Here is a 19287-nt window from a genome sequence, read left to right on the forward strand (position 1 = left end):
ACTCAGCCCGAAATTACTTCGTGATCTTCAAGGACCGCACCGGGGACGCCAGCCAGGCGCAGGAAGCCGCCTTCGTCGATACCTGGAACTGGAGCCACGAGAGCGAGTACGCCATGCGCGAATTCACACGCCAGCCCAATCAGGAGCTGCGCGTGTGCATGGAGGCGCTCCACACCATGCTCAAAGAGTCGCCCATGATGGCCTACCTCGTGAGCATGGCCCAGCGCTTCATCGAGATCCACCGGGTTCTCAAGCCTACGGGCAGCTTCTACCTACACTGCGACCCGACCGCGAGCCACTACCTAAAGATCGTTCTCGATACAGTATTCGGACCGGAAAATTTCAGAAGTGAGGTGATTTGGAAAAGGACTAATTCCCGAAGCACATCGGGTAAGTGGCCAAGACTTCATGATGTTATTCTTCAGTATTCTTGTAGCACTACAGCAATTTTCCATTCATTACAAGTTCCAGGAGATGTTGCTAAAATGCCTCATACTCTAATAACAGGCATAGATGGATTAAAATATCAAACCTTTGAGTTAACTGCTCCAGGTGTTACTAAAGATGGTGAAAGTGGAAAACCCTGGCGGGGACACAATCCGACTTTGATGGGCAGGCACTGGGCAAATAACTTTGAGACACTTGACAATTGGGACGCAGAAGGTCTTATACATTGGCCCAAAAATGGAGGGTTTCCACGTCGTCGAGCACAGGAACCTTTTCAACCCACAGAGCGAGTTGTAACTGTGGGAGATGTTTGGACAGATATTGATCGCATAAATCAATCTGCAAAGGAACGTCTCGGCTACCCCACCCAGAAGCCCCTTGCTCTCCTGCGCCGGATCATCGAAGCCAGCTCGAACCCTGGGGACGTGGTTCTCGACTGCTACTGTGGCTGCGGGACGACGGTACACGCGGCGCACGAGCTCGGGCGGCGCTGGGTAGGGATCGACATTACCCCGATCGCGGTCTCGGTCATCAAGACGCGCCTGGAGCAGACCTTCGACGGGCTGAAGGTGCCTATCGACGGGTTCCCGACCGACTACGAGGGAGCGCGCACGCTCTTTGAGACAGACCCCTACCGCTTCCAGACCTGGGCTTGCACGCTGGTGGGAGCTTACCCACGGCTCAAGAAGGGGGCGGATCGAGGCATAGACGGCGACCTCCCGTTCTACGACAACAACGAGAAGAGCCAGCTCGCTCTTGTCCAGGTCAAGGGGGGCAAGGTTGGAGCCGCGCAAGTGCGGGATCTGGTCGGGACGGTCCAGCGCGAGAAAGCAGCGCTCGGGCTCTTTGTGTGTCTCGATGAACCCACCAAGCCCATGCTCACCGAAGCAGCTTCTGCGGGTCTCTGGGAGGCGGGCTACGGCCGAGAGTATCCACGAATCCAGATACTGCCCGTGCGGGCGCTCCTGGAGGGCACAGTGGACGTTCGGATGCCTCCGCAAGAGAAGCGCTCCCTTCTGGGCTTCAAGGCCGCCAAGGGAGCAGTAAAGGGCAAACAGACAGCGGCCAAGGTGACCCAGACCAACGGCCAGCCAGAGCTCACCTTCGAGCTGTAAAGGTCAGTCCTCCCGCTCGATCAGCAGGTAGCCAGTCAGATCCTGCTCTCCCACACCACACCCGCCGCACTGCCAGACCATCGGAGCGATCCAGCACGGGGGAGAAGAGGGGGAAGGATAGGGGCTCACCCGGCTCGATCCCGAAGCGCTCGCGGAGCTGCGCCAGGCGTGCGTCTGCCTCCAGCTCGGCCTCTAGTACACGGAGGTTGCGGCGAATGGTGGCGGGGTCGGGTGGGGGCTGGTCGGGGGTCATACGCGCTCTAAAGTCAGCGTATCGGAATCGCCGTGAAGCTCTACGCGCACGCTCTGTTTGTCGCCCCCAGGGGCCGTCAAAGTGACTGCCGAGTATTGGTATTTCTCCTCCCTGCGCTGGCCTGAAACGGGATCTATTCTAATCCAGTACAAGGTGTCTTTTGTGGTGTGCCAATCAAAATCACTTAGCTTTGTGCCCATTCCCGTTTCATAAATGCTTCCTACGCCATCGTGCTCAAATTCGTACACGCCCATGTGGCTTGAGGTAGTCCACTTGCCGACAATGAGAGGGTCGTGCTCTTCACCTGTCGCGCTGACAAAACCTTTCGCTGCCTGCTTTGCTCCGCAGCTCAATCCGCCCGCCAGCACGATCACCACGCCGACAACGGCCCCAAGAATTGCGACACTCTTGACAACCATCGTGATGATGGGGCCGGCTGTGTCCCAGAAGCGTGCCCTGGCCGCCCTCGCCAGCTCCTCGGGATTGACACCCATCTCCGCAGCCCTACGCCTTAGCGCTCCCTGCTGGATCACCCCGTAGAGAAAGAGGCCGATGGCGATAGGCCCGGTGATGAATCCGATGATGGCAAGCGCCTGGTACCAGTAGAGAGTCGTGTACTGCTTGGTGTATTCCTCGGTGGTGTAGGGATTGGCCGGGTTGAGCTTGCCGTCCACTCCCAGCGCTCCGGGTGCGTCTGCCTTGGGCGCTTTCTTAGCCTCCTCGGCCTCTTGGCGCTTGCGGGCCTCGTACTTGGCTTGCTCTTCCTGAGCCTCGCGCTTTGCCTCCGCCTCGGCATCGAAGGGGAGCTTTTGGTTCCAGCCGCACGTCCCACAGAACTGCTGATCGGGAGGCATGGCATTCTTACACTTGCGGCAGTAGACGGGATCGAGGGGAAGCGGTGGCGTACTCATGGTCTTATCCTAGCAGAATCCTCTCCACCCTGCGAGCCACCTTGTGCCGCTCATCAGCGGGCTCGCCCTCGTAGCGCCCCGCGTCGCTCCCATCGTCGAGCAGGGGCGGCTGTAGGCGATGCAGGAGCAGCTCCGCCAGCTCGTGAACGAACGCCTTTGCCACCTCGATCTCTGGGTAGGCGGTATTGATCGCGATGGCGCTGGGGTCGCCGTCGGGTGGGGAAGCTCTCCACTCCCCACGACCAGCGCCGGGGACGTGGTAGAGGTGGACGCTCACGCCCATCTCCTCGGCGACGCGCTCCCAGGTGGCACGGGAGGCCAGCGGGAAGCCCTGGGCATAGCGTGCGAGGCGGGCGGCGACAAGCTCGGCTACCTGCCTTTGGGTACTAGGAGAGATGGCGGGCAGTCGAGACATGGGCTACTCTTCTTTGGGCTCTCCTGTGCCGCCGATAGCCTGCTTGCGCTCCAAGTCCCGCAGGCGATTCTCCAGGTCGGTCAGCGCCGCCAGCTCGTTTGCCAGCTCCTCTACACGGGCCTTGCGGTCAGGGGGTAGGTTGTCGAATCGCCCACCGAAGAAAATCCGGTCTTCGTCGGGGACGTACTCGGTCTCAAGGCCAGCCCGCACTGCTCTTGCCTCTCTGGAGAGCGCCGTCACTTCCTCTTCCGATGCGCCTTCCCCTGCCAGCGCTCGCACGACCAGCTCAAGGGTGCTATCCCGCATCCCACCACCACGCTCCGCTTTATCCAGAGACGAATGGGCGATACCGGCAAGTTCGGCAAGTTCCCTGAGGGAAAGCCCTAGCCCTAGGCGCTTCTGCTTTATCCACTGACCAAGCCCGGCAGATTCTAAAGCACTGCTCATTTTTAAGTATGTCACTACCTTCTGACACCATTGTACGCCGTTAGGGTACACGCAACCATACCGGTTTAGGCGTACACTTGCCTTGTGTCTTGTACGCTAGTAGGATACAATTGAGGTTATGGTACTAAAGAGTTTCAGACCCGAGGGTGTTTCCATTGGGGACGTGGCCCGGAACATGGGCAGGGCTCGCTCAACGGTTCAGAAGATGGAGACTAGCGAGAATCCCGGCGTCTTCACCGTGAAGCAGTACGCCGAAGCCGTGGGCAAGTCCCCGTTAGAGGTGATCGCCGCAATTCTGGGAGTGGACGAAAAAAGCGTACAAAATGCTTGACAGACTGTACGCCTGTAGCGTACAATTAGACATGCGAACACTCTACACCCCCAACGGCCCCGCCGCCTACCACAAGACGATGCACGTAGCAGCGCACCTCTCGATGCGTGGCACTCCCACCGCCAAACGCTACTCGGTCTGGTTTGTCCCGACTGGTGGCGTCGGTCGCGGCCTGGCGGAGTCCGATCCTCGCCACAAGGCCGCCGTCAAGCGCGCTCTGGAGGCCGGTCCGCTGAATGGGGCGCGTGCGGAGTGGGCGGAGGAGAACGGCGACACGTACACGGTGCAGGAGGCCTGAGATGAAGACAAGGCCCGCACGCACCATCACGATCTACAGCGCCAAGGTCTACGTCGCCTGGGACAAGTTCCCGCCGCTCTGCGCTCCCGACTCGGTATGGAAGGAGTGGCACAGGCTCCAGGCTGAGGCCGGGGAGGCACCGACCTCCTAACAGTTTCCCGGTAGAGGAGATGTGTACTCCTCCTCCCCGCTATGGCCCCGGCGTACCGGGAAAGGGGCCGATTCGTTTACTGCTCTCCCCCGGCGCACTCCGGGGGCCTTTTTGGAAAAGCGCAGGTAGCCACCTAGCGAGACGCAGCGCCCGCCGCTCTTGCCGTGATGGGGCAGGGTTCGATTCCCTGGCTTTTCCTTTTGCTGAGGCGACCTCTCAGCAGACGCGACGCGCTCCGGCGAACAGGGGCGCACAGATTCGGTGTTCGTTCATTCACTTCCTCGGGGTAGCTCAACACCTGCCCCGAGGTCAGAAAAACAAAAAGGGTCGGAGCGCTACGAACGCTCCGGCCCCAATCCTCGAAAGGATCATTTACCGTGACGATTCTATCATCCGACCTGACTGCCATGCCAACTGGACGCGAGACCAAAGCAATCACCACGAGCTTGATGCGCTCCCAGACCCTGCTCTGGAAGGGCTACAAGATGCGTCGTGTCCAGGCTGGCGTCGTCGAGGTCAAGGGGCAGCCCACCGAGCACAAGATTCGCGGTGGTGGCACTCGCATCGACACCCACGGCCCCTACACCGTGGACACCATTGCCCGCACCTGCACCTGTGCCGGATTCGCCAATCGCTCGATCTGCGCCCACCTTCCTGCCGCGATGGAGTTCCACGCGGCCTACCAGCGCGGGGAGAGCCCGACGGTGCGCATGGTGACCATCTCCCGTGAGCTGATCGCACTGCGCGAGATCGAGGGGAGCCGCTACCACTGCCAGGAGGGCCGCATCGTGGTCTTCCGCTCCTGGGAGCAGGCGGGAGCCTACTGGAACCAGCGCCCCGACCTGATCGAGCACACCGAGCTGGTCGAGCTGCGGAGCATTGACCTGGAGGAGCTGGCCGCGACCAGGCGCTATGCCGGGCTGATGCTGGAGACCGGCGAGGGAGCGCAGGAGATCCCGCTTCCCGAGGTCGATTGGTCGGCCCGTGCCACACGAACCAATGCTGCTAAGAGAGAGGACTTTGACTGATGTCTAACCCAATCGCCTTCTCGCTTCTGCTTGCCTACGCCCAGGCGCAGGAGGCCAAGCGCGCCCTCGATGCCATCGACTTTGGCTACTACGACGATCTCACCACGACCGAGAAGTGCCGCCTTTGGTGGGATCAGCTCGATCACCTCTTCCCCGCCGTGGCCACGACCTGCCCGCCGGTGACGGTCGAGGACCTGATCGCGCACGACGAGCTCGACACTCTCCGGGACACCGAGAGCATCGCTAGCCTGGAGGCGCTGACCCCCGCCGAGCTGCGGGACCAGCGCTGGCGCTTCGAGTGCTACGACGAGTGGGAGGCTCCCGACTCCGAGCACGTGGACTACAAGCTCGACCACTACCTTCGCCAGCTCCGCCACCAAGCGATGGCCGCCGCTGGCGTTTCTGTCTCGCTACCGACCTACCAGGAGGGCAATTAGATGCCTACCACTAAGCCAATCAGGGTTGTAGATTCTTCTCGACCCGCGCCCCCAGCAGGCACCAAGACCCACAAGCAGGGATGTCCCTGCCCGATCTGCAAGATGCAGCGCAAGAAGGCCGAGCAAGAGGTGCGCGCCGAGGAGTACGCCCTGGCGATCCGCACCCAGAAGGCGGAGGAGCTTGCCAAGGTCGAGAGCCTTGAGGCCCAGGTCTCCCGAGTGCAGGAAGCCCTTCGCACGATGGAGGACAGCCGCAACATTCTCCAGACCCAGCTGCGCAACACTAACGAGGAGCTCAAGGCGGCCAAGGAAGAGAACGATGCTCTGAACACTGAGGCCGGCATCAACCACCGCAAGCTGATCGACCAGAGAGCACAGATCGACGAGCTCCTGGCCCACGTGACCAGCGCGGAGAAGGAGCTGACCGCGATGCAGTCGGAGCTCGCCTCGATCACTGGAAGCCGAGAGCAGCAGTTCCGGGAGTGGGACGAGGAGCGCAACGTGCTTCAGGCCATGCTGGAGCACGCCGAGATAAGTCGGAGCGGGGCACGGCTGATGATCGCCCTTGTGGTCTCGCTTGCCTTGGCGCTGGGGATTGTGATCGGGAAGGTTGGACGATGAACTGGAACACCCCCGACGCCCCCGACCAGTACGCCGCGCTGGTTCGCTCCCGTGCCCAGGTTCAGGCCGCGATTTGTGCAGACCGCCGCCGCGATGCTCTCTCTCTCTGGCGACTCCGGGGCGCTCTCCTTGCCATCGTCTTCGCCGTGATCGTACTGCTGGTCGGACTGATCGACTCGCCTGCGGATCACGTGGGGCCGGACGAGATGGCTCATGTGCGGGCTGGGCGTCAAGTCGTTGAGGTGACCCGGTGAGCATAATGCCCTGCCCGTTCTGTGGGCGTAACTCATTCCGCACAAGGGCTTCCGCAGGCTATCTAGTCATGTGCGCTTCCTGCGGAACCACCGGCCCCGGCGACAGCCTCACTGGAGGAGGCACTACGCACGACACGCAGGAGGAGGCAATCGCCGCATGGAACAAGCGCCACACTCCCGCCCCAAGCAACACCCAACAAGCCGCCGCCGCCGTTCTAGCCGCTCAGGAGGCCAAGGGCTTGAGCAAGTACGGCACGACGCTCGACACGGCGGGACTCAGCCTGCTTGAGATAGCCGAGCACTACCAGCAAGAAGCCGCCGACGCCCTGATGTACGCGACGGCGATGGTGGAGCTGATGAAGAAAGAGGCCGCCTCATGAACACCCAGATGCTTCTGCTCTCCCGGATCGTCGAGACCCCCGGCTTCAATCCGCGCGAGAAGTACGGCGATGAGGAGTTTGCAGAGCTCGTCGAGAGCATCCGCACCAATGGGATGATCACGCCCCCGCTGGTGCGCGCCGCCGATGCCGAGGGGATGTCTTGGAGCCTGGTTGCGGGTCACCGGCGCGTGAAGGCCGCTCGCCAGATCGGTCTGGAGCAGATCGCCTGCGTGTGCCTGCCCTACGCACCGGAGGCGGACAACCTCCCCTTAGCCCTAATCGAGAACCTGCACCGCAAAGACCTCGACCCCATCGAGAAGGCCAAGGGCTTCAAGCGCATGATGGATCGTGGGCTCAATAAGCTCCAGGTAGGCAAGGTGCTGGGCATCTCGGACGCCTATGTGGGGCGGATGCTGTCCTTGCTGGAGCTGCCCAGTCCCATCCAGCAGCTCGTGACCACCAAGGGCCTAGGGCAGGAAGCCGCCTCGCACCTCGCCACGGGGATTCGCCAGGGGATGCCAAAGCGCGAGGCCACCACGCTGGCACGCACCGCCGCCAAGGACAAGCTCACGGGCTACGAGGTGCGCCAGGAGGTTCGCAAGTCCCTGGGCGATCCCATGCCACCCGTGCGCCAGCCCAGCGAGATCTTCTTGTCTTTGCCCATGAGCAAGAAGCCCGTTCTCGACTGGGCACTGATGCGCTTTGGGAGCCTGGCGGGGGCGCTGGAGGCTCTCCAGGCGCTACACGCTCCCGCCACGGCCAAGAAGCAGGCAGGGGAGCCCTCGCCCATCGCGGTGGGCTCTGATGCCGTCATGGGCACCTGGCGCGATCCCATGGGCGTGGTACGCACGGGTCAGCGGCGCTGGCCTGAGTTCCTCGTGGGCATGAACCAGGGGACGGGCGGGCTCATCGCGCTCCCCGCTGGCCCCCTGCCTGCGGGCTTTGTCCTCTGCTGCGAGGTCATGCCCAACGACTCGGTACACATCGCCGCCACGGCCAGCGGTCGGGCTCGCACGGTCGCCGAGACGATCAAGGACAGCCTGATGGGCCGAAGGATCGATCCTTCGGCGGGCAAGAAGGGCGGCATCAAGTAATGGCTCGCACGCTCCTTCCCGCATCCCAGCGCTGCCCCGCACAGAAGGCATTTGCAGACGCGCTGTGCCCGGATGGCATTGGGGCTAAGGACGCGGCCACGGAGCTGTACCGCCTACTGGCGCTAGCCCAGAGCATTCACGACAACCCCAACGCAAAAGAAGCCGACCTGCGCCTGGCGACGGACATCGTAGGCGCAGGTCACATCGTCGCTCATCACCTGGAAGCAATCCGGGAGCTGAGCAAAGGACTACCAAAATGATTCATGTTTCAACCCGAGACTTAAACCAGGCACTTGCCATCGTCACGCCGCTTGCCCTGAAGGCGGGCACGCTTCCGATCACGAGCACAGTGCACCTTCTTCCGTCCAGCAACAAGCTGGCCCTGATTACTACGAGCATGAGCGCATGGCTACGGGCCGAAGTCCCAATGATGAGCAACTCAGGCACTCCTGACCTTGGACTTGGCGAGCCCACGCCCAAGTCTCTAGGCACCGAAGAGGTCGGCACGTGTATCGGAAGCCGGCAGCTCAACACGCTCGTAAGCACGCTGGAAGCCCCCGATACGCAGATCGCACTTCCCGAAGGAAACAACAAGGCGACGGTCACCAGCGGGCGAGTCAAGGCCGCTCTCCTATGCCTCCCCGGAGAGGAGTTTCCACACCCTGCCAGTGATGGACAACTTGGGCAGCCGACCGTGCTTCCCGCCGAGGTATTCTGCATGGCTCTCCAGAGTGCCATTGCCTTTGCCGCAACGGACACGAAGCGAACGGCCCTTTGTAGCGTCCTGCTCGATGGCGACCGACAAGAGGTGCGATTTGTGGCTACGGATACGCACACGCTCTTTCGTAGGTCGCTCTCGGGAGGGAGCTACACCGGGGTCTCGCCCCTGGGCAAGTGCCTGATTCCCATGGAGTCTGCCACACACGTGCTTCGGATCGTGCGTGCACTGAAAGCCCTGGAGGTTTCCCTACGAGTCCTCAAGCCGGAGACGGGTGGTAGCTACTTGGTTGTTGGTCTGGCTTCCGGCGATATGGCAGTGACGATGACGCTTCGGCTTTCCGAGGAGGCGTACCCCAACTACGAGCGCGTCATCCCGACGGCTCACGAGAGGGAATGGACGCTGGATCGAAAGGACGCGCTGACCGCCATCTCTCGCGTCTCCATTGCCGCCAGTGACAATGCGAACCGCTGCGTCCTGTGTAACTACGACCGCCCCTCATCTGCACTGATCACGGCTGAATCGGGCACTATCGGCGTGATCGAGGACGAGCTGGAGGTAGCCGCCAATGGTGAGCCGATTGAGATCTGCTTCAACGCAAAGCTGTTCAAGCGGTGTCTTGATGCGATGGTGGGCGATGGCGTCTCCCTGCGGATGACCGAGCCCCTGCGGCCAAGCAGTATTGTGCCCACCGATGAGCCCGCCACAGACGGGTGGCACGTCTCGACGTTGACAGTTCTGATGCCGATGCAGGTGGTTTGAGAAGGTTCGTACCTTCTTTGAGGAGCAATACCATGAGATGCAAGCGATGTAAGTGCGATATTTCCCGTCCCATCGAGCAGTTTGGCAACCCCGCCGGACTGCCCGATCAGGGCGATGGCCCGGTCTGCGCCGTGTGCTGGCTGTCCACCACGACCAGGGGAATCTACGGCGGCCCCGTGATGCCAGTCAAGCTGCCCATTCAGCAGCTCAGCATAGACGTGAGCCTCGATCTTGAGCAGAAAGCGGTGGCAGCATGATCCCCCCTGTAAACCTGTCCCTGCCCTTAGAGGAGATGGACAATAACAACCGGCACATTGGCCCGGGCGTCTTTCCTCTGGCCGCGATCTCGGAGCGCCCTGGACATAACCCGCGCAAGGACTACGGCGAGCATGATGGGAGCTTCGCCTCCCTGGTTGAGTCGATCAAGCAGTTTGGGATGATCCAACCCCCCGTAATCATCCCGACCAGCACCGCCGGTGAGGCGTGGTTTGTGGTGAGTGGGCATCGGCGTATCGCCGCTGCCCGCGCCGCTGGCATGGAAGAGGTGCGCTGCATCGAGCTGGGCTGGGACTGGACAACCGATGAGAGTGGCAAGGACCTCGCCAAAGACACCCTTGCCAGCTACACGGAGACAGAGCAGAGCATCTATGCCCTGATCGAGAACCTCCAGCGTAAAGAGCTCAACTGCATCGAGGTCGCCGAGGGGGTTCACAGTCTGGAGCGCCTCGGCAAGACGCAAGAGGAGATCGGGCGCTGGATCGGACGCTCCCAGGGGGCCGTCTCGAAGCTCTCCCGGCTTCTGACCCTCCCCGACGGCGTGCGGGCTTACCTGCGCACCGGAGAGCTCTCCCAGAGCCACGGCGAGGAGCTGCTGCCTTTGCTCGGGGAGTCGTTCCTGACCGGGGAGATCGAGACGCTGGCAAGCCGGGCGGTGGAGCAAGGGCTCACCGCCAACGGACTGCGCCACGTGGTGCGGGAGAAAGTCGAGCGCGCCACCCCCAAGCAAGTCACTCTCGAGGAGTATTCGGCACCGAATGATGAAGGGTTCGACAGCGAGCTCGATGCACGAATCGCCCGGACACTGGCGGGCACCAAGGGACTCGACAAGTCGGAGCTTGGTAGCTTCGACAAAGACCCGAAGCCCATGCCCCGCGATGACAACGGCCTGACGCGCAAGGAGAGCGATAAGGAGTTCGCTGCGGCGATGGCTCCCGATCCCGACGTTGTGCCGCTGTCGGAGCTACCAGCCCCAAAGCCTTCCCCTGAAGTGCAGGCACGAATCAGCCTAGGCAAGTGGCTTGATGAGATCGGCCTCAATTGGATCGAGGCCGCAGGCAGGCTCTGCGATATCACGGGACCAGGCGGCGATGTCCACAAGCCTGGTATGTGGATTCGCTTGGAGCCGGAGACCGCGCTGAAGCTCATGGAGCTGTGTGACTGGCACCTGCAAGAGCACGGGGACATTGCCGGCAGCGCGATGGGGGCCAAGCTAAACGATGTGGTGAACTCGTTCCACGCCGCCAAGCTGGAGATGCGATCGGAGGCGGATGCGGCCAAGCAGGCGCTCTCTGCAACCCTCCCTGTCTTTGAGGAGCCAGCGCCCGCACAGACTAAGCCCCTCACTCCTTCCGAAGCTGGCGAGAAACAACGCCAGAAGGAGCTGGCAGACCAGCAAGCGGCGCAGAAGAAAAAAGCCCAGCGGCAGGCAGAGCACGAGGCCAGGGCCGCAGAGAAGGCCAAGACCGATGTCACCTTCCGTGTGAGCTACTGCTACCCCCAACACGGTGAGTGGCAGGGTGGGGGCGAGTGCGAGACCCTGGACGGTTTTACCGCCAGCTTCAAGAGCCTCGTCGAGGCCCGTGCGTTCGCGGCAGAGGAGTCTGCTCGAAACCCGCGCTTCCTGGTTCACGTGACAATCTGGACGGAGCACATAGATCGCCAGTCCGACCGATGCCAGCAGCGGGGCGATCTTTGGTTCTTCCGCGGGCAGTCCGTTCCTGGTGGCGTCTCCAACTCGATCCCCAGCGAGGAGAGCCTGGCCGTGGTCGGGTGCGTGCTGAGTGAGCTGTACCAGGTCGAAGGCGCGAAAGACGAGGAAGATCCGGGCGACCCCGCCAACTTCCAGATCTTTCCCGAGGCTCAGACCACCCGCGGGCTCGTCGATGACATGGCGGGGAGGCTGGTCTGATGAGAGCGCTACTGCTCTATTTTGGGGGGCGTGCCCGACACGCCCCTCTTTTCGGCGTACTCCCGGACAGCCTGCTCGATGATCGCTGCCTCGCTAATGCCGTAGCGCAGGATGAGCGCCTCAAGAAGCGCTTTACAGTCGGCGGTGATCCGGCTTGCCAGCCGGAAGGGTTTGGTCGGTCTATTCACGATAGCGATAGTAGTCATCATGTACCTCTAGTGCAAATTATGCTGTACTTATTTTACCTCATGGTTGATACTGTGTACCGTTTGGTGTACAATTCCTTTAGACCCAAGGAGACAGAGAAAGGTTACACCAATGGCTAAAGACAGCAAGATTGAATGGACGCATCACACCTTTAACCCGTGGCGTGGATGCACCAAGGTTTCGGAGGGGTGCAAGCACTGCTACGCGGAGACCCTCAGCAAGCGAAACCCCAAGGTGCTTGGGATTTGGGGGCCGCAGGGGACGCGCGTGATGGCGAGTGAGTCCATGTGGCGCGAGCCGCTCAAGTGGAACGAGGAAGCCAGAGCAGCAGGGGAGCGCCATCGGGTGTTCTGTGCCAGCTTGGCCGATGTGTTCGAGGGGCCGGAAACCTGTAGCGAGGAAGCGTACCAGGTGGTTCGTGAGGCGCGGGAGAAGCTCTTTAGACTCATAGAGGCGACCCCTGATCTTGATTGGCTCCTGCTGACCAAACGCCCAGAGAACATGATGAAGTTTTGTCCGTGGCCGTGGGCGAATCTTTGGCCCCGAAATGTTTGGGCAGGCACCTCAGTCGAGAACCAGTCCGCTGCCGATAAGCGCATCCCGGAGCTGCTGAATGTTCCTGCCAAGTACAGGTTCCTGAGCTGTGAGCCTCTCCTAGGCAGGTTGGATATTCTCCCGGCCATTGGCGCTTGGTGCTCTTGTGGGTGGAGGCAAGTATCGCCTCGGCAAATAGATCGCTCTCTTGCTACGCATCTAGACAGCAATAATCCGTGCCCTCGGTGCGGCGAATCTGTAAGCCTCTCGCCGCGCGGTATCCACTGGGTGATCGCTGGCGGTGAATCTGGCTCCGACGCTCGCCCGATGCACCCCGATTGGGCGAGATCGCTTCGGGATCAGTGCCAGAGCGCCGGAGTGAGCTTCTTCTTCAAGCAACACGGGGAGTATCGGCAGGCTGAAGGTGATGAAGGGAGATTGCCTGAAGGATGGCCCTCAGTGCCTTACCGAGGGTTGCCTACTCACTGTTTCTGTGAGCCAGGACCTGATACTCTCGACACCCTTGTGATCCGTGTTGGCAAGAAGAACGCCGGTCGCCTGCTCGATGGCCGCACCTGGGACGAGCTGCCCACCGTGGAGGCGTCCCATGCGTAAGCTCATCACCTCGAAGTTTCGGGGCTTCCTCACCTCCCCCGACCTGCGCACCGAGCCGGGTAAGTCCCGCCTCAACCTGCTCCTGTGCGCCCTGGCGGTCTCCTCACTCTCCCTGCTGTCTACCGCCTGCCACACCGAGCCCACGGTCATGGTGGCGATGCAGAAGGATGGGGCCATGCTTCGGAGCACAGGGGCTGATGCCGTGCGCCAGGCCCGAAGCGCGGCTCTCACGACCGTGGGCTATATGGCCCAGATAGGGGGCTGGTGAGATGGCCTTCAAAGTCCCTGAAGCCAAGCGCGTGACCTTCCATCCGGCCTTTGGACCAATGGATATCAGCATGGGCAATAACGGTGTCTTCGAGCTCTACCACAAGGCCACCGGGCGGACGCTCTACTGCATCGCCTCGGATGGTCTTGGCTGGGAGCACGTCTCCGTATCGGTCAAGGGAAGCTCTCAGACTCCCGCGTGGGCCGACATGAACTTCGTCAAAGACCAGTTCTGGGGCGAGGAGGATGCCGTGATGCAGCTGCACCCTCCGAAGGGCGACTGGATCAACAATCACGCCTCCTGCCTGCACCTCTGGCGTCCTTACTTTCTGGAGATTCCCTTGCCACCCTCGGCCATGGTCGGGGTGAAGGGCATCGAGCCTGAAGACGTTGAGCGGATCGGAGCGCGCAAGCTCCGCGAGATCGCGAGCCAAGAGCTGACTGGAGTGACGCTATGACTCCCTGCCCCTTCTGCGATAGCCTCGATGTCCGCACCAGCGCCACGCAAGACCTACCGCCTCGTCCCACGATCTCGCAGCGCCGGAATGCTAGCTGGACTGCCTACGCCTACTGCCGAAACTGTGGCGCACGCGGTCCGCAGGTCACGACGATCCGCGAGTTCAGCAACGTAGCTCATGACCTGGCTTTACAGGCGTGGGAGGGGAGAGTCCGCAATGGCTAAAGGCAAGTCCGCCCCCGTCCTGAACCTCTTCGACTTCGAGGAGCCCGAGACCGTGATTGACGTAGACCTGGTACTCAGCAACGATCACGCTGTCACTGCGCATATTCCCGGCTTCGAGAGCATGGCCCCGGCAACACAGAAAGCCCTTGGCGATGTGGTGCAGTCCGTTGTGGCTCTCGCGCAAGAGGTTCTGGATACATCAAGCCAGCAAGGTGCTGGCCCTGCCAAGGCCGCGGACTCGTTTGCCCTGGGACGCCTCGAAGACCAATGGCCCCACGCCTATGCCTTCGTCGCCCAGGCGCGTAAGAGTGGCCTCACCGACCCTGCCCTGACCCCGGTGCAGGTGAGCACTGCTGGGCGCCGTGAGTTCGACCTGGCCGAGCTGGCACGCTACGCCAACGCGCTGCTCCGTGGGGTGCGCTCTGATCGACCTACGATGACGCCGGAGCGCTGGGCCCAAGCGACCGCGAAGGCGAGAGAGATGGGAGGGAAGTCGTGAACACGCTTGCGACCCTTTCAGAGTGCGGAACCTTCCGCTATGACCTGACCCGTGAGTGGACACGCGGGCTCTACGACGACGACCGCGGGGTTCTTCTCATCATGCTGAACCCCAGCACAGCAGACGCGACCAAAGACGACCCGACGATTCGGCGAGCGATTGGTTTTGCGAAGGCGTGGAAGTGCTGCTCGCTGACCGTCGTGAACCTCTTTGCCTATCGCGCCACCGACCCCAAAGACCTGCTTGCCAGGATTGAGTCAGGGGAGGACGCAGTAGGCAAAGAGAACGACCAGCACATCATTGCCGCGCTGGAGAGAGCCGAGAGCCGAGGGGACTATATCGTCGCCGCGTGGGGGGCGAACGGCTCCCACAAGCTAATCAAGCCCCGGCGCGATGCTGTCCTCAGAATGCTCCCCGTGGCCGACACGTGCTGCCTGGAGACCTGTGCGAGCGGCGACCCGAAGCACCCACTGTACTGCAAGGGCTGGCTAGTTCCGGTTCAGTACGAGTTCCCGCGAAGCGCATGGGAGGCCAGCAATGCCTGAACTGATCGAGGGAGCGACTTATCGCTTTATCGGGGACTCTGCTGCCTACCGTGGCCGCACCGGGGTTCTCTCTGGCGTGCGTCGTCAGGGTCGCCACTGGTTTGGCTCCCTGAGCAACCACGCGGAGTGGATGAAGGCAGGACTGCCGCCACAGATCGAGGTGATGGACACGGAGCTGGAGCTGGTGAGCGCTCCAAAGGCAAAGCCCGCGGCCTCGGTGCCTGCCTCTGTGGCCTTCGATGGCATGGAAGCGGATCTCGTGGCCCTGATCGAGTTCGCCGCCCAGGAGCGGGGCTTCGAGGTCGCCAAGGTCGGGCAGTTCCGCGCTGACGGCTCTGGTACGACCGTTGGCTACCCCGATATGTCTTTCCGCCGCCCGAGCTGGCCCCGTGGTCTGGTCTGCCTGATCGAGGTCAAGACCAAGGCAGGGGTTCTCTCGCCCGAGCAGCAGAAGCTCAACGACCAGGGCTGGAGCTTTGTCGCAAGGTCTACTGATGAGGCCCTGGTGCTCCTCGATATCTTTGAGCGAAGTTTCGGAGGGAAACTGTGAACCGAATCGCTTATAGCGTGGAGGAAGCTGCGCAGCTCTGTGGTGTCTCCGAGGAGAACATTCGGGAGATGATCCGTGCCGGCAAGCTCCTTGCCCAGCCCATGGGGGCCACGGAGCGCGGTCACCTGCGGATCGGTGCCGTCGAGCTGGAGCGCTTCTTTCTGGGGATGCCGAGGCCCTCTCAAACTGCTTTAGGCATCGGCTCCGTCACTGTCGCCACTGCTCCGGCTACTGTAGCAACTGAGCACAAAACTGTATCAACCCCGGTGCGTTCCCGTCGGTCTCCATCGGGCCGTGTCGGTGCAGATCGTGAGGAAATCCGCTATGAGTAGAGGGCACCTAATCTGCGGGGTCGGCATTTCGGTTCTATTCTACGCCATGCCCTGCAATTGCGGAAAGCCTACTCCCTGCTCAGATTGGCGTAAACATAATAAAGCTTCCCTTCTTCAAAACGAAGCGCGATCCCGTTGTGCCTGTAGCTGTCCTCTCCATAACCCTTTTGTGGCGCGAATCCGAGGGAGATTATGCGTGGCTTGATCTCTTTGAGCTCCTGCCCACGTTTCAGAACAAGCGTCTGTATGCCCTTCTTGAGCTCCACAGTAAAGTCCTGCTCGTAGCGGGTGTGGAAGGCGACAAGGCGGTGGTCCTGACTAAACTCGAACTCGGGGGAGCCATCTTGCACGGAGCAAAGTTCGGGGTCGGAGCCGGTGTACTCCATGTACCGGACACAGGAGCCCTGCTGTCGCTTGAGCTGGTCGAGTGAGTCACCACCTTGCATGCCCAAGACGGTTCGGCGGTCCAGATCGATCTTGATCGGCTTTGGCGGGCCGTTCTGACAGCCACTGGTGCTGAGGATTAGTAGCCCAAGGTACAGGCATCGCCTGCCTCGTGTCATGGCTTTACCGTGAGCAGGCCGAGCTTCCAGGGGATTTTTCCGTAGGCGGTTCGGTACTCGGTGTCGCTGGCACCTTGGAAGAGAAACTGGAGGTTTTGAGGGTCTATCTCCAGGGTTTCGTCGTTGCGGGAGCGGAGCAGCTCGCCGTGGCTAATATTGGTTGTCCAGGGCGACGGGCAGTTGGTGAGGCCGGCGAAGGGCTTCTCCCAGCTATCGGCGAGGGGCTTCCAAGGACCCGTGAGGGTGTCGGCGAGGTAGGCTTTGAAGTAGCGGCGCCCCTTGCCTTGGGCCTCCACGATCGTGAGGTACGGAGAGCGTCCCTTGAGCTTGTAGGTGTGGGAGGCCTCGAAGATATCGGCTTGGAGCGCGAGGGTGGGCGCCGACCAGACGCCACCCGGGAAGTGCTGGTGCTCGGTCTGGGCGCGCCAGAGCTTGCCGTCGAGGGAGGTCCAGAAGAGGTGGGCGTGGGTGGTGTCGCAGATCACCCAGAAGTCGAGCCACTTGGGCTTGGCGGGGGGATTTGCCATCAGGGGCTGTGGCTTGCTCCAGCTCTTCAGATCGCTCAGGTCGGTTGTCGTGGAGTAGCAGGGCTGGAAGGGCGGGGTTCGGGAGTCGTCGGCGAGCTGGTAGATCAGAAACCAGCGCTTCTGGGGCGTGTAAAAAAAGAGCTGGGGCGCGCAGTAGTACTTATCGTGGAGCGCAAGGACATGGCGCGGTGCCGTGGCGGCATCGGCCCAGGTCTTGAAGCGGCTCCCGACAATATCCACCCGCCCCGATGCAAACCGGACCGTCGCGTAGAGGTTCCAGAATCCCTGGTCAAAGACAAGGGTCGGGTCCTTCACGGCAACTTGGGGATCGGCTCCACCCCGCTCTGGCCCAAGAAGAGGGGCGGAGACCTGCCAGGAAAACCGCCCTGTGGTGAAGCTGTCGTCGGGGTACATAGGGCGCTTACTTGGGGAAAATAAAGCTGACTCCGGGACCGCCATCGTTGGTTTGAGGATTCTCGGGGAGATTTTCGTGGGTGCGGTTCCACTCTGCCATCTCGCGGACCGAGATCTTTCCATCGCCATTGGTATCGGCGTTGATGGCACTACCGGTGGGAGTGACACGGCCGAGAGCCGTGGTGATGTGATAGTTAAACTCCCCGTGGCTATACTGCCGTCCCGCGACAGTCTCAAACTCGGTGTCGGCGGGACGCGCGTTTTCGTCGAAGCGGCACGCTGTGGCAATAAAGGTCTTACTGTTTTGCAGGTTGTCGATAAAGCCGCCACTTCGGCACTGCTGCATAAAGATCGCGCGGGAGGCGTAGGAGATGGCGTTGAGCTTGTTGGCAAAGTCGGTGTCGGTGATCGCGCCGCCCCGCAGGTTGAGGGTGGCGTTCATTCCACCGCCGCCGTGGTCAAAGGTCCAGACAAAGAGCGTGTCGTTGCTATCGAGCTTGGGGAGGCTATTGGCGGCATCGCCATTCTTCAGCCCATCGAGGACCTTATTTACCCATGTGGGGCTGGCGGGAAAGTCGGTGACAGTGCTAGGGTGGCGGTACTTGGGATTGGCTGAGGCATAGTCGGCACCATCGCCGTAGAGCACGAAGATGTTCTCAGGCTTATAGCCATTGTCCAGCAGGGTCTTGTACATCCAAACGGTGTCGTTCCAGAAGCACTCGCCCGCAAAGTTCTCCGCCAGATCGCCACAGATGAGCACGGCGTAGTGTTTGACGAGGTACTTGCTCCAGTCGATCTTGGGAATTCGGACATCGACCCGGCGAATGACATCCACATTGAGGCGCGTGGTGTTGAGATTCGTGAGGGCTTTGTCGATCTGATACTTGCTGATGCGGCTCACACTGTCGGTGAGGACATTGAGCTCCCCATCGCGGAGCGCGAGACCTCTAGCCCCCGCCTGAGGTAGCTCGATCTTATCGTGGGTTTTCTCCACCGTGTCGGTGTAGCGGGCGACCTGCGAGCCATTGCCGGTGAGGACATAGAGCCCGCTCTGAAAAAACGCCATGGCGCTCATCTCCGCGCCTGGTGCCCAGCCACGGCTGACGATGCGCTTGGTAGCCAGGTCAATCTTGAAGATCGCACTGGAGAAGCCCGCCTCCATCGCCACAAAAACCTCCTTGCCATTGGAGGCCACCGCGGTGAGCTCGCCGGACTTGAGCAGTGCACTCTCGGGTTCCTGGCCCGCATTGGGATCGGTGACCGCATCGAGGCGTAGGAGCTCCGTGGTCTGGCCGCTGGCGATATTGAGCCCGATGAGGATCTTGCGCGCGCCATCGCCCAGAACAAGCTGATCGGCGGTGTGCTTGGAGATCGAGAGCTTTTCAATCCCGACGTTGTAGCGACGTAGCACCTCGCCTTTCTCCCCAAGTGCGGCTACCGTCCGCGGCGCGCCAGCAAAGAGCTTCCCATCGAGGTCTGTCAGCGTCTCAAACTTATCTTGTTGTGCGAGGCGAAGCTCGCTTAGCTTCCCGGCCTGTACAAACTTCGAGAGGCTGACAGGACGGAGCTGAGGAGAGAGCTGCGGGTCGAGCCGGTTGATCTGTGAGAGGCTGGCACCGGCCCAGAGGGTCAGGACACTCGCCAGTGAGAGCCCCAGAAGAGTCTTTCGTTTCATGGAAACAATGCTACCCGTTAACGAAAG

At 61.5% G+C, this 19287-nt stretch carries 30 protein-coding genes; 22 read left to right on the forward strand and 8 right to left on the reverse strand.

Annotated features, from left to right (window positions below; all coding sequences use genetic code 11):
* Positions 1-20 precede the first annotated feature (20 nt).
* Positions 21-1562, forward strand: coding sequence for a DNA methyltransferase (locus HNQ39_RS25395; RefSeq protein ID WP_343075987.1), 1542 nt, complete (start codon positions 21-23; stop codon positions 1560-1562).
* Here the strand turns inward: HNQ39_RS25395 and HNQ39_RS25400 are convergent.
* The 4 genes from HNQ39_RS25400 to HNQ39_RS25415 are packed head-to-tail and all read right to left on the reverse strand — an operon-like array spanning position 1546 to position 3603.
* Positions 1546-1815: a hypothetical protein gene (locus HNQ39_RS25400; RefSeq protein WP_184203401.1), complete on the reverse strand. Its 270-nt coding sequence runs from the start codon at positions 1813-1815 to the stop codon at positions 1546-1548. The genes HNQ39_RS25395 and HNQ39_RS25400 overlap by 17 nt on opposite strands.
* A complete protein-coding gene (locus HNQ39_RS25405; protein WP_184203402.1) occupies positions 1812-2726 on the reverse strand; it encodes a hypothetical protein in 915 nt (304 codons plus the stop codon). Before HNQ39_RS25405 ends, HNQ39_RS25400 begins: the two co-directional genes overlap by 4 nt.
* Positions 2727-2730: 4 nt before the next feature.
* A complete protein-coding gene (locus tag HNQ39_RS25410) occupies positions 2731-3141 on the reverse strand; it encodes a hypothetical protein (RefSeq protein ID WP_184203403.1) in 411 nt (136 codons plus the stop codon).
* A 3-nt stretch (positions 3142-3144) separates the two neighbouring features.
* Positions 3145-3603: a helix-turn-helix domain-containing protein gene (locus tag HNQ39_RS25415; RefSeq protein ID WP_184203404.1), complete on the reverse strand. Its 459-nt coding sequence runs from the start codon at positions 3601-3603 to the stop codon at positions 3145-3147.
* Between the two features lie 103 nt (positions 3604-3706).
* Here HNQ39_RS25415 and HNQ39_RS25420 point away from each other — a divergent pair, with 103 nt between their 5' ends.
* The 13 genes from HNQ39_RS25420 (at position 3707) to HNQ39_RS25480 (ending at position 11850) form a co-directional block, all read left to right on the forward strand.
* Positions 3707-3919, forward strand: coding sequence for a helix-turn-helix domain-containing protein (locus tag HNQ39_RS25420; protein ID WP_184203405.1), 213 nt, complete (start codon positions 3707-3709; stop codon positions 3917-3919).
* Between the two features lie 31 nt (positions 3920-3950).
* Positions 3951-4217, forward strand: a complete 267-nt coding sequence (locus HNQ39_RS25425) for a hypothetical protein (protein ID WP_184203406.1) — start codon at positions 3951-3953, stop codon at positions 4215-4217.
* Between the two features lies 1 nt (position 4218).
* Entirely contained in the window at positions 4219-4368 is a 150-nt protein-coding gene (locus HNQ39_RS25430; RefSeq protein WP_184203407.1) for a hypothetical protein, read from the forward strand.
* A gap of 407 nt (positions 4369-4775) precedes the next feature.
* Positions 4776-5396 carry a hypothetical protein gene (locus HNQ39_RS25435; protein WP_184203408.1) on the forward strand — a complete coding sequence of 207 codons (621 nt, stop codon included), beginning with the start codon at positions 4776-4778 and terminating at the stop codon, positions 5394-5396.
* The gene (locus tag HNQ39_RS25440) at positions 5396-5833 is read left to right on the forward strand and encodes a hypothetical protein (protein WP_184203409.1); all 438 of its coding nucleotides are present in this window, start codon (positions 5396-5398) and stop codon (positions 5831-5833) included. The genes HNQ39_RS25435 and HNQ39_RS25440 overlap by 1 nt, the downstream gene beginning before the upstream one ends.
* On the forward strand, positions 5834-6454 hold the full coding sequence (locus tag HNQ39_RS25445; protein ID WP_184203410.1) for a hypothetical protein: 621 nt from the start codon (positions 5834-5836) through the stop codon (positions 6452-6454).
* Positions 6451-6708: a hypothetical protein gene (locus HNQ39_RS25450; RefSeq protein ID WP_184203411.1), complete on the forward strand. Its 258-nt coding sequence runs from the start codon at positions 6451-6453 to the stop codon at positions 6706-6708. Before HNQ39_RS25445 ends, HNQ39_RS25450 begins: the two co-directional genes overlap by 4 nt.
* A gap of 5 nt (positions 6709-6713) precedes the next feature.
* Positions 6714-7088, forward strand: a complete 375-nt coding sequence (locus tag HNQ39_RS25455) for a Lar family restriction alleviation protein (protein WP_246386172.1) — start codon at positions 6714-6716, stop codon at positions 7086-7088.
* On the forward strand, positions 7085-8182 hold the full coding sequence (locus tag HNQ39_RS25460) for a ParB/RepB/Spo0J family partition protein (RefSeq protein ID WP_184203413.1): 1098 nt from the start codon (positions 7085-7087) through the stop codon (positions 8180-8182). Before HNQ39_RS25455 ends, HNQ39_RS25460 begins: the two co-directional genes overlap by 4 nt.
* The gene (locus HNQ39_RS25465; RefSeq protein ID WP_184203414.1) at positions 8182-8442 is read left to right on the forward strand and encodes a hypothetical protein; all 261 of its coding nucleotides are present in this window, start codon (positions 8182-8184) and stop codon (positions 8440-8442) included. The genes HNQ39_RS25460 and HNQ39_RS25465 overlap by 1 nt, the downstream gene beginning before the upstream one ends.
* On the forward strand, positions 8439-9662 hold the full coding sequence (locus HNQ39_RS25470) for a DNA polymerase III subunit beta (protein WP_184203415.1): 1224 nt from the start codon (positions 8439-8441) through the stop codon (positions 9660-9662). The genes HNQ39_RS25465 and HNQ39_RS25470 overlap by 4 nt, the downstream gene beginning before the upstream one ends.
* Before the next feature lie 32 nt (positions 9663-9694).
* Complete coding sequence (locus tag HNQ39_RS25475; RefSeq protein ID WP_184203416.1) at positions 9695-9919, forward strand: hypothetical protein; 225 nt, start codon at positions 9695-9697, stop codon at positions 9917-9919.
* Positions 9916-11850, forward strand: coding sequence for a ParB/RepB/Spo0J family partition protein (locus HNQ39_RS25480; RefSeq protein WP_184203417.1), 1935 nt, complete (start codon positions 9916-9918; stop codon positions 11848-11850). The genes HNQ39_RS25475 and HNQ39_RS25480 overlap by 4 nt, the downstream gene beginning before the upstream one ends.
* An 8-nt stretch (positions 11851-11858) precedes the next feature.
* On the opposite strand, the gene HNQ39_RS25485 is transcribed toward HNQ39_RS25480, so the two are convergent.
* The gene (locus HNQ39_RS25485) at positions 11859-12038 is read right to left on the reverse strand and encodes a ribbon-helix-helix domain-containing protein (RefSeq protein ID WP_184203418.1); all 180 of its coding nucleotides are present in this window, start codon (positions 12036-12038) and stop codon (positions 11859-11861) included.
* 130 nt (positions 12039-12168) lie between these two features.
* Here HNQ39_RS25485 and HNQ39_RS25490 point away from each other — a divergent pair, with 130 nt between their 5' ends.
* From HNQ39_RS25490 to HNQ39_RS25525, 8 genes are read left to right on the forward strand one after another with little or no spacing between them, the layout of a single operon-like run.
* Positions 12169-13206, forward strand: a complete 1038-nt coding sequence (locus HNQ39_RS25490) for a DUF5131 family protein (protein WP_184203419.1) — start codon at positions 12169-12171, stop codon at positions 13204-13206.
* A complete protein-coding gene (locus HNQ39_RS25495; protein WP_184203420.1) occupies positions 13199-13474 on the forward strand; it encodes a hypothetical protein in 276 nt (91 codons plus the stop codon). The genes HNQ39_RS25490 and HNQ39_RS25495 overlap by 8 nt, the downstream gene beginning before the upstream one ends.
* Position 13475: 1 nt before the next feature.
* Complete coding sequence (locus HNQ39_RS25500; protein WP_184203421.1) at positions 13476-13931, forward strand: DUF7694 domain-containing protein; 456 nt, start codon at positions 13476-13478, stop codon at positions 13929-13931.
* Positions 13928-14155, forward strand: a complete 228-nt coding sequence (locus tag HNQ39_RS25505) for a hypothetical protein (RefSeq protein ID WP_184203422.1) — start codon at positions 13928-13930, stop codon at positions 14153-14155. Before HNQ39_RS25500 ends, HNQ39_RS25505 begins: the two co-directional genes overlap by 4 nt.
* Positions 14148-14654 carry a hypothetical protein gene (locus HNQ39_RS25510; protein WP_184203423.1) on the forward strand — a complete coding sequence of 169 codons (507 nt, stop codon included), beginning with the start codon at positions 14148-14150 and terminating at the stop codon, positions 14652-14654. The genes HNQ39_RS25505 and HNQ39_RS25510 overlap by 8 nt, the downstream gene beginning before the upstream one ends.
* Complete coding sequence (locus HNQ39_RS25515) at positions 14651-15199, forward strand: DUF1643 domain-containing protein (RefSeq protein WP_221290326.1); 549 nt, start codon at positions 14651-14653, stop codon at positions 15197-15199. Before HNQ39_RS25510 ends, HNQ39_RS25515 begins: the two co-directional genes overlap by 4 nt.
* Positions 15192-15749 (forward strand): hypothetical protein, encoded by a 558-nt coding sequence (locus tag HNQ39_RS25520; RefSeq protein ID WP_184203424.1) that lies wholly within the window; start codon positions 15192-15194, stop codon positions 15747-15749. Before HNQ39_RS25515 ends, HNQ39_RS25520 begins: the two co-directional genes overlap by 8 nt.
* Positions 15746-16081 carry a helix-turn-helix domain-containing protein gene (locus HNQ39_RS25525; RefSeq protein WP_184203425.1) on the forward strand — a complete coding sequence of 112 codons (336 nt, stop codon included), beginning with the start codon at positions 15746-15748 and terminating at the stop codon, positions 16079-16081. Before HNQ39_RS25520 ends, HNQ39_RS25525 begins: the two co-directional genes overlap by 4 nt.
* Before the next feature lie 68 nt (positions 16082-16149).
* On the opposite strand, the gene HNQ39_RS25530 is transcribed toward HNQ39_RS25525, so the two are convergent.
* The 3 genes from HNQ39_RS25530 to HNQ39_RS25540 form a co-directional block, all read right to left on the reverse strand.
* On the reverse strand, positions 16150-16527 hold the full coding sequence (locus HNQ39_RS25530) for a hypothetical protein (RefSeq protein ID WP_184203426.1): 378 nt from the start codon (positions 16525-16527) through the stop codon (positions 16150-16152).
* A 113-nt stretch (positions 16528-16640) separates the two neighbouring features.
* Positions 16641-17585, reverse strand: coding sequence for a non-reducing end alpha-L-arabinofuranosidase family hydrolase (locus HNQ39_RS25535; RefSeq protein WP_184203427.1), 945 nt, complete (start codon positions 17583-17585; stop codon positions 16641-16643).
* A 7-nt stretch (positions 17586-17592) separates the two neighbouring features.
* Positions 17593-19260, reverse strand: a complete 1668-nt coding sequence (locus HNQ39_RS25540; RefSeq protein WP_184203428.1) for a C13 family peptidase — start codon at positions 19258-19260, stop codon at positions 17593-17595.
* Positions 19261-19287: the final 27 nt, after the last annotated feature.

The organism is Armatimonas rosea, assembly GCF_014202505.1.
In the GTDB taxonomy this organism is placed as follows: Bacteria; Armatimonadota; Armatimonadia; order Armatimonadales; family Armatimonadaceae; genus Armatimonas; species Armatimonas rosea.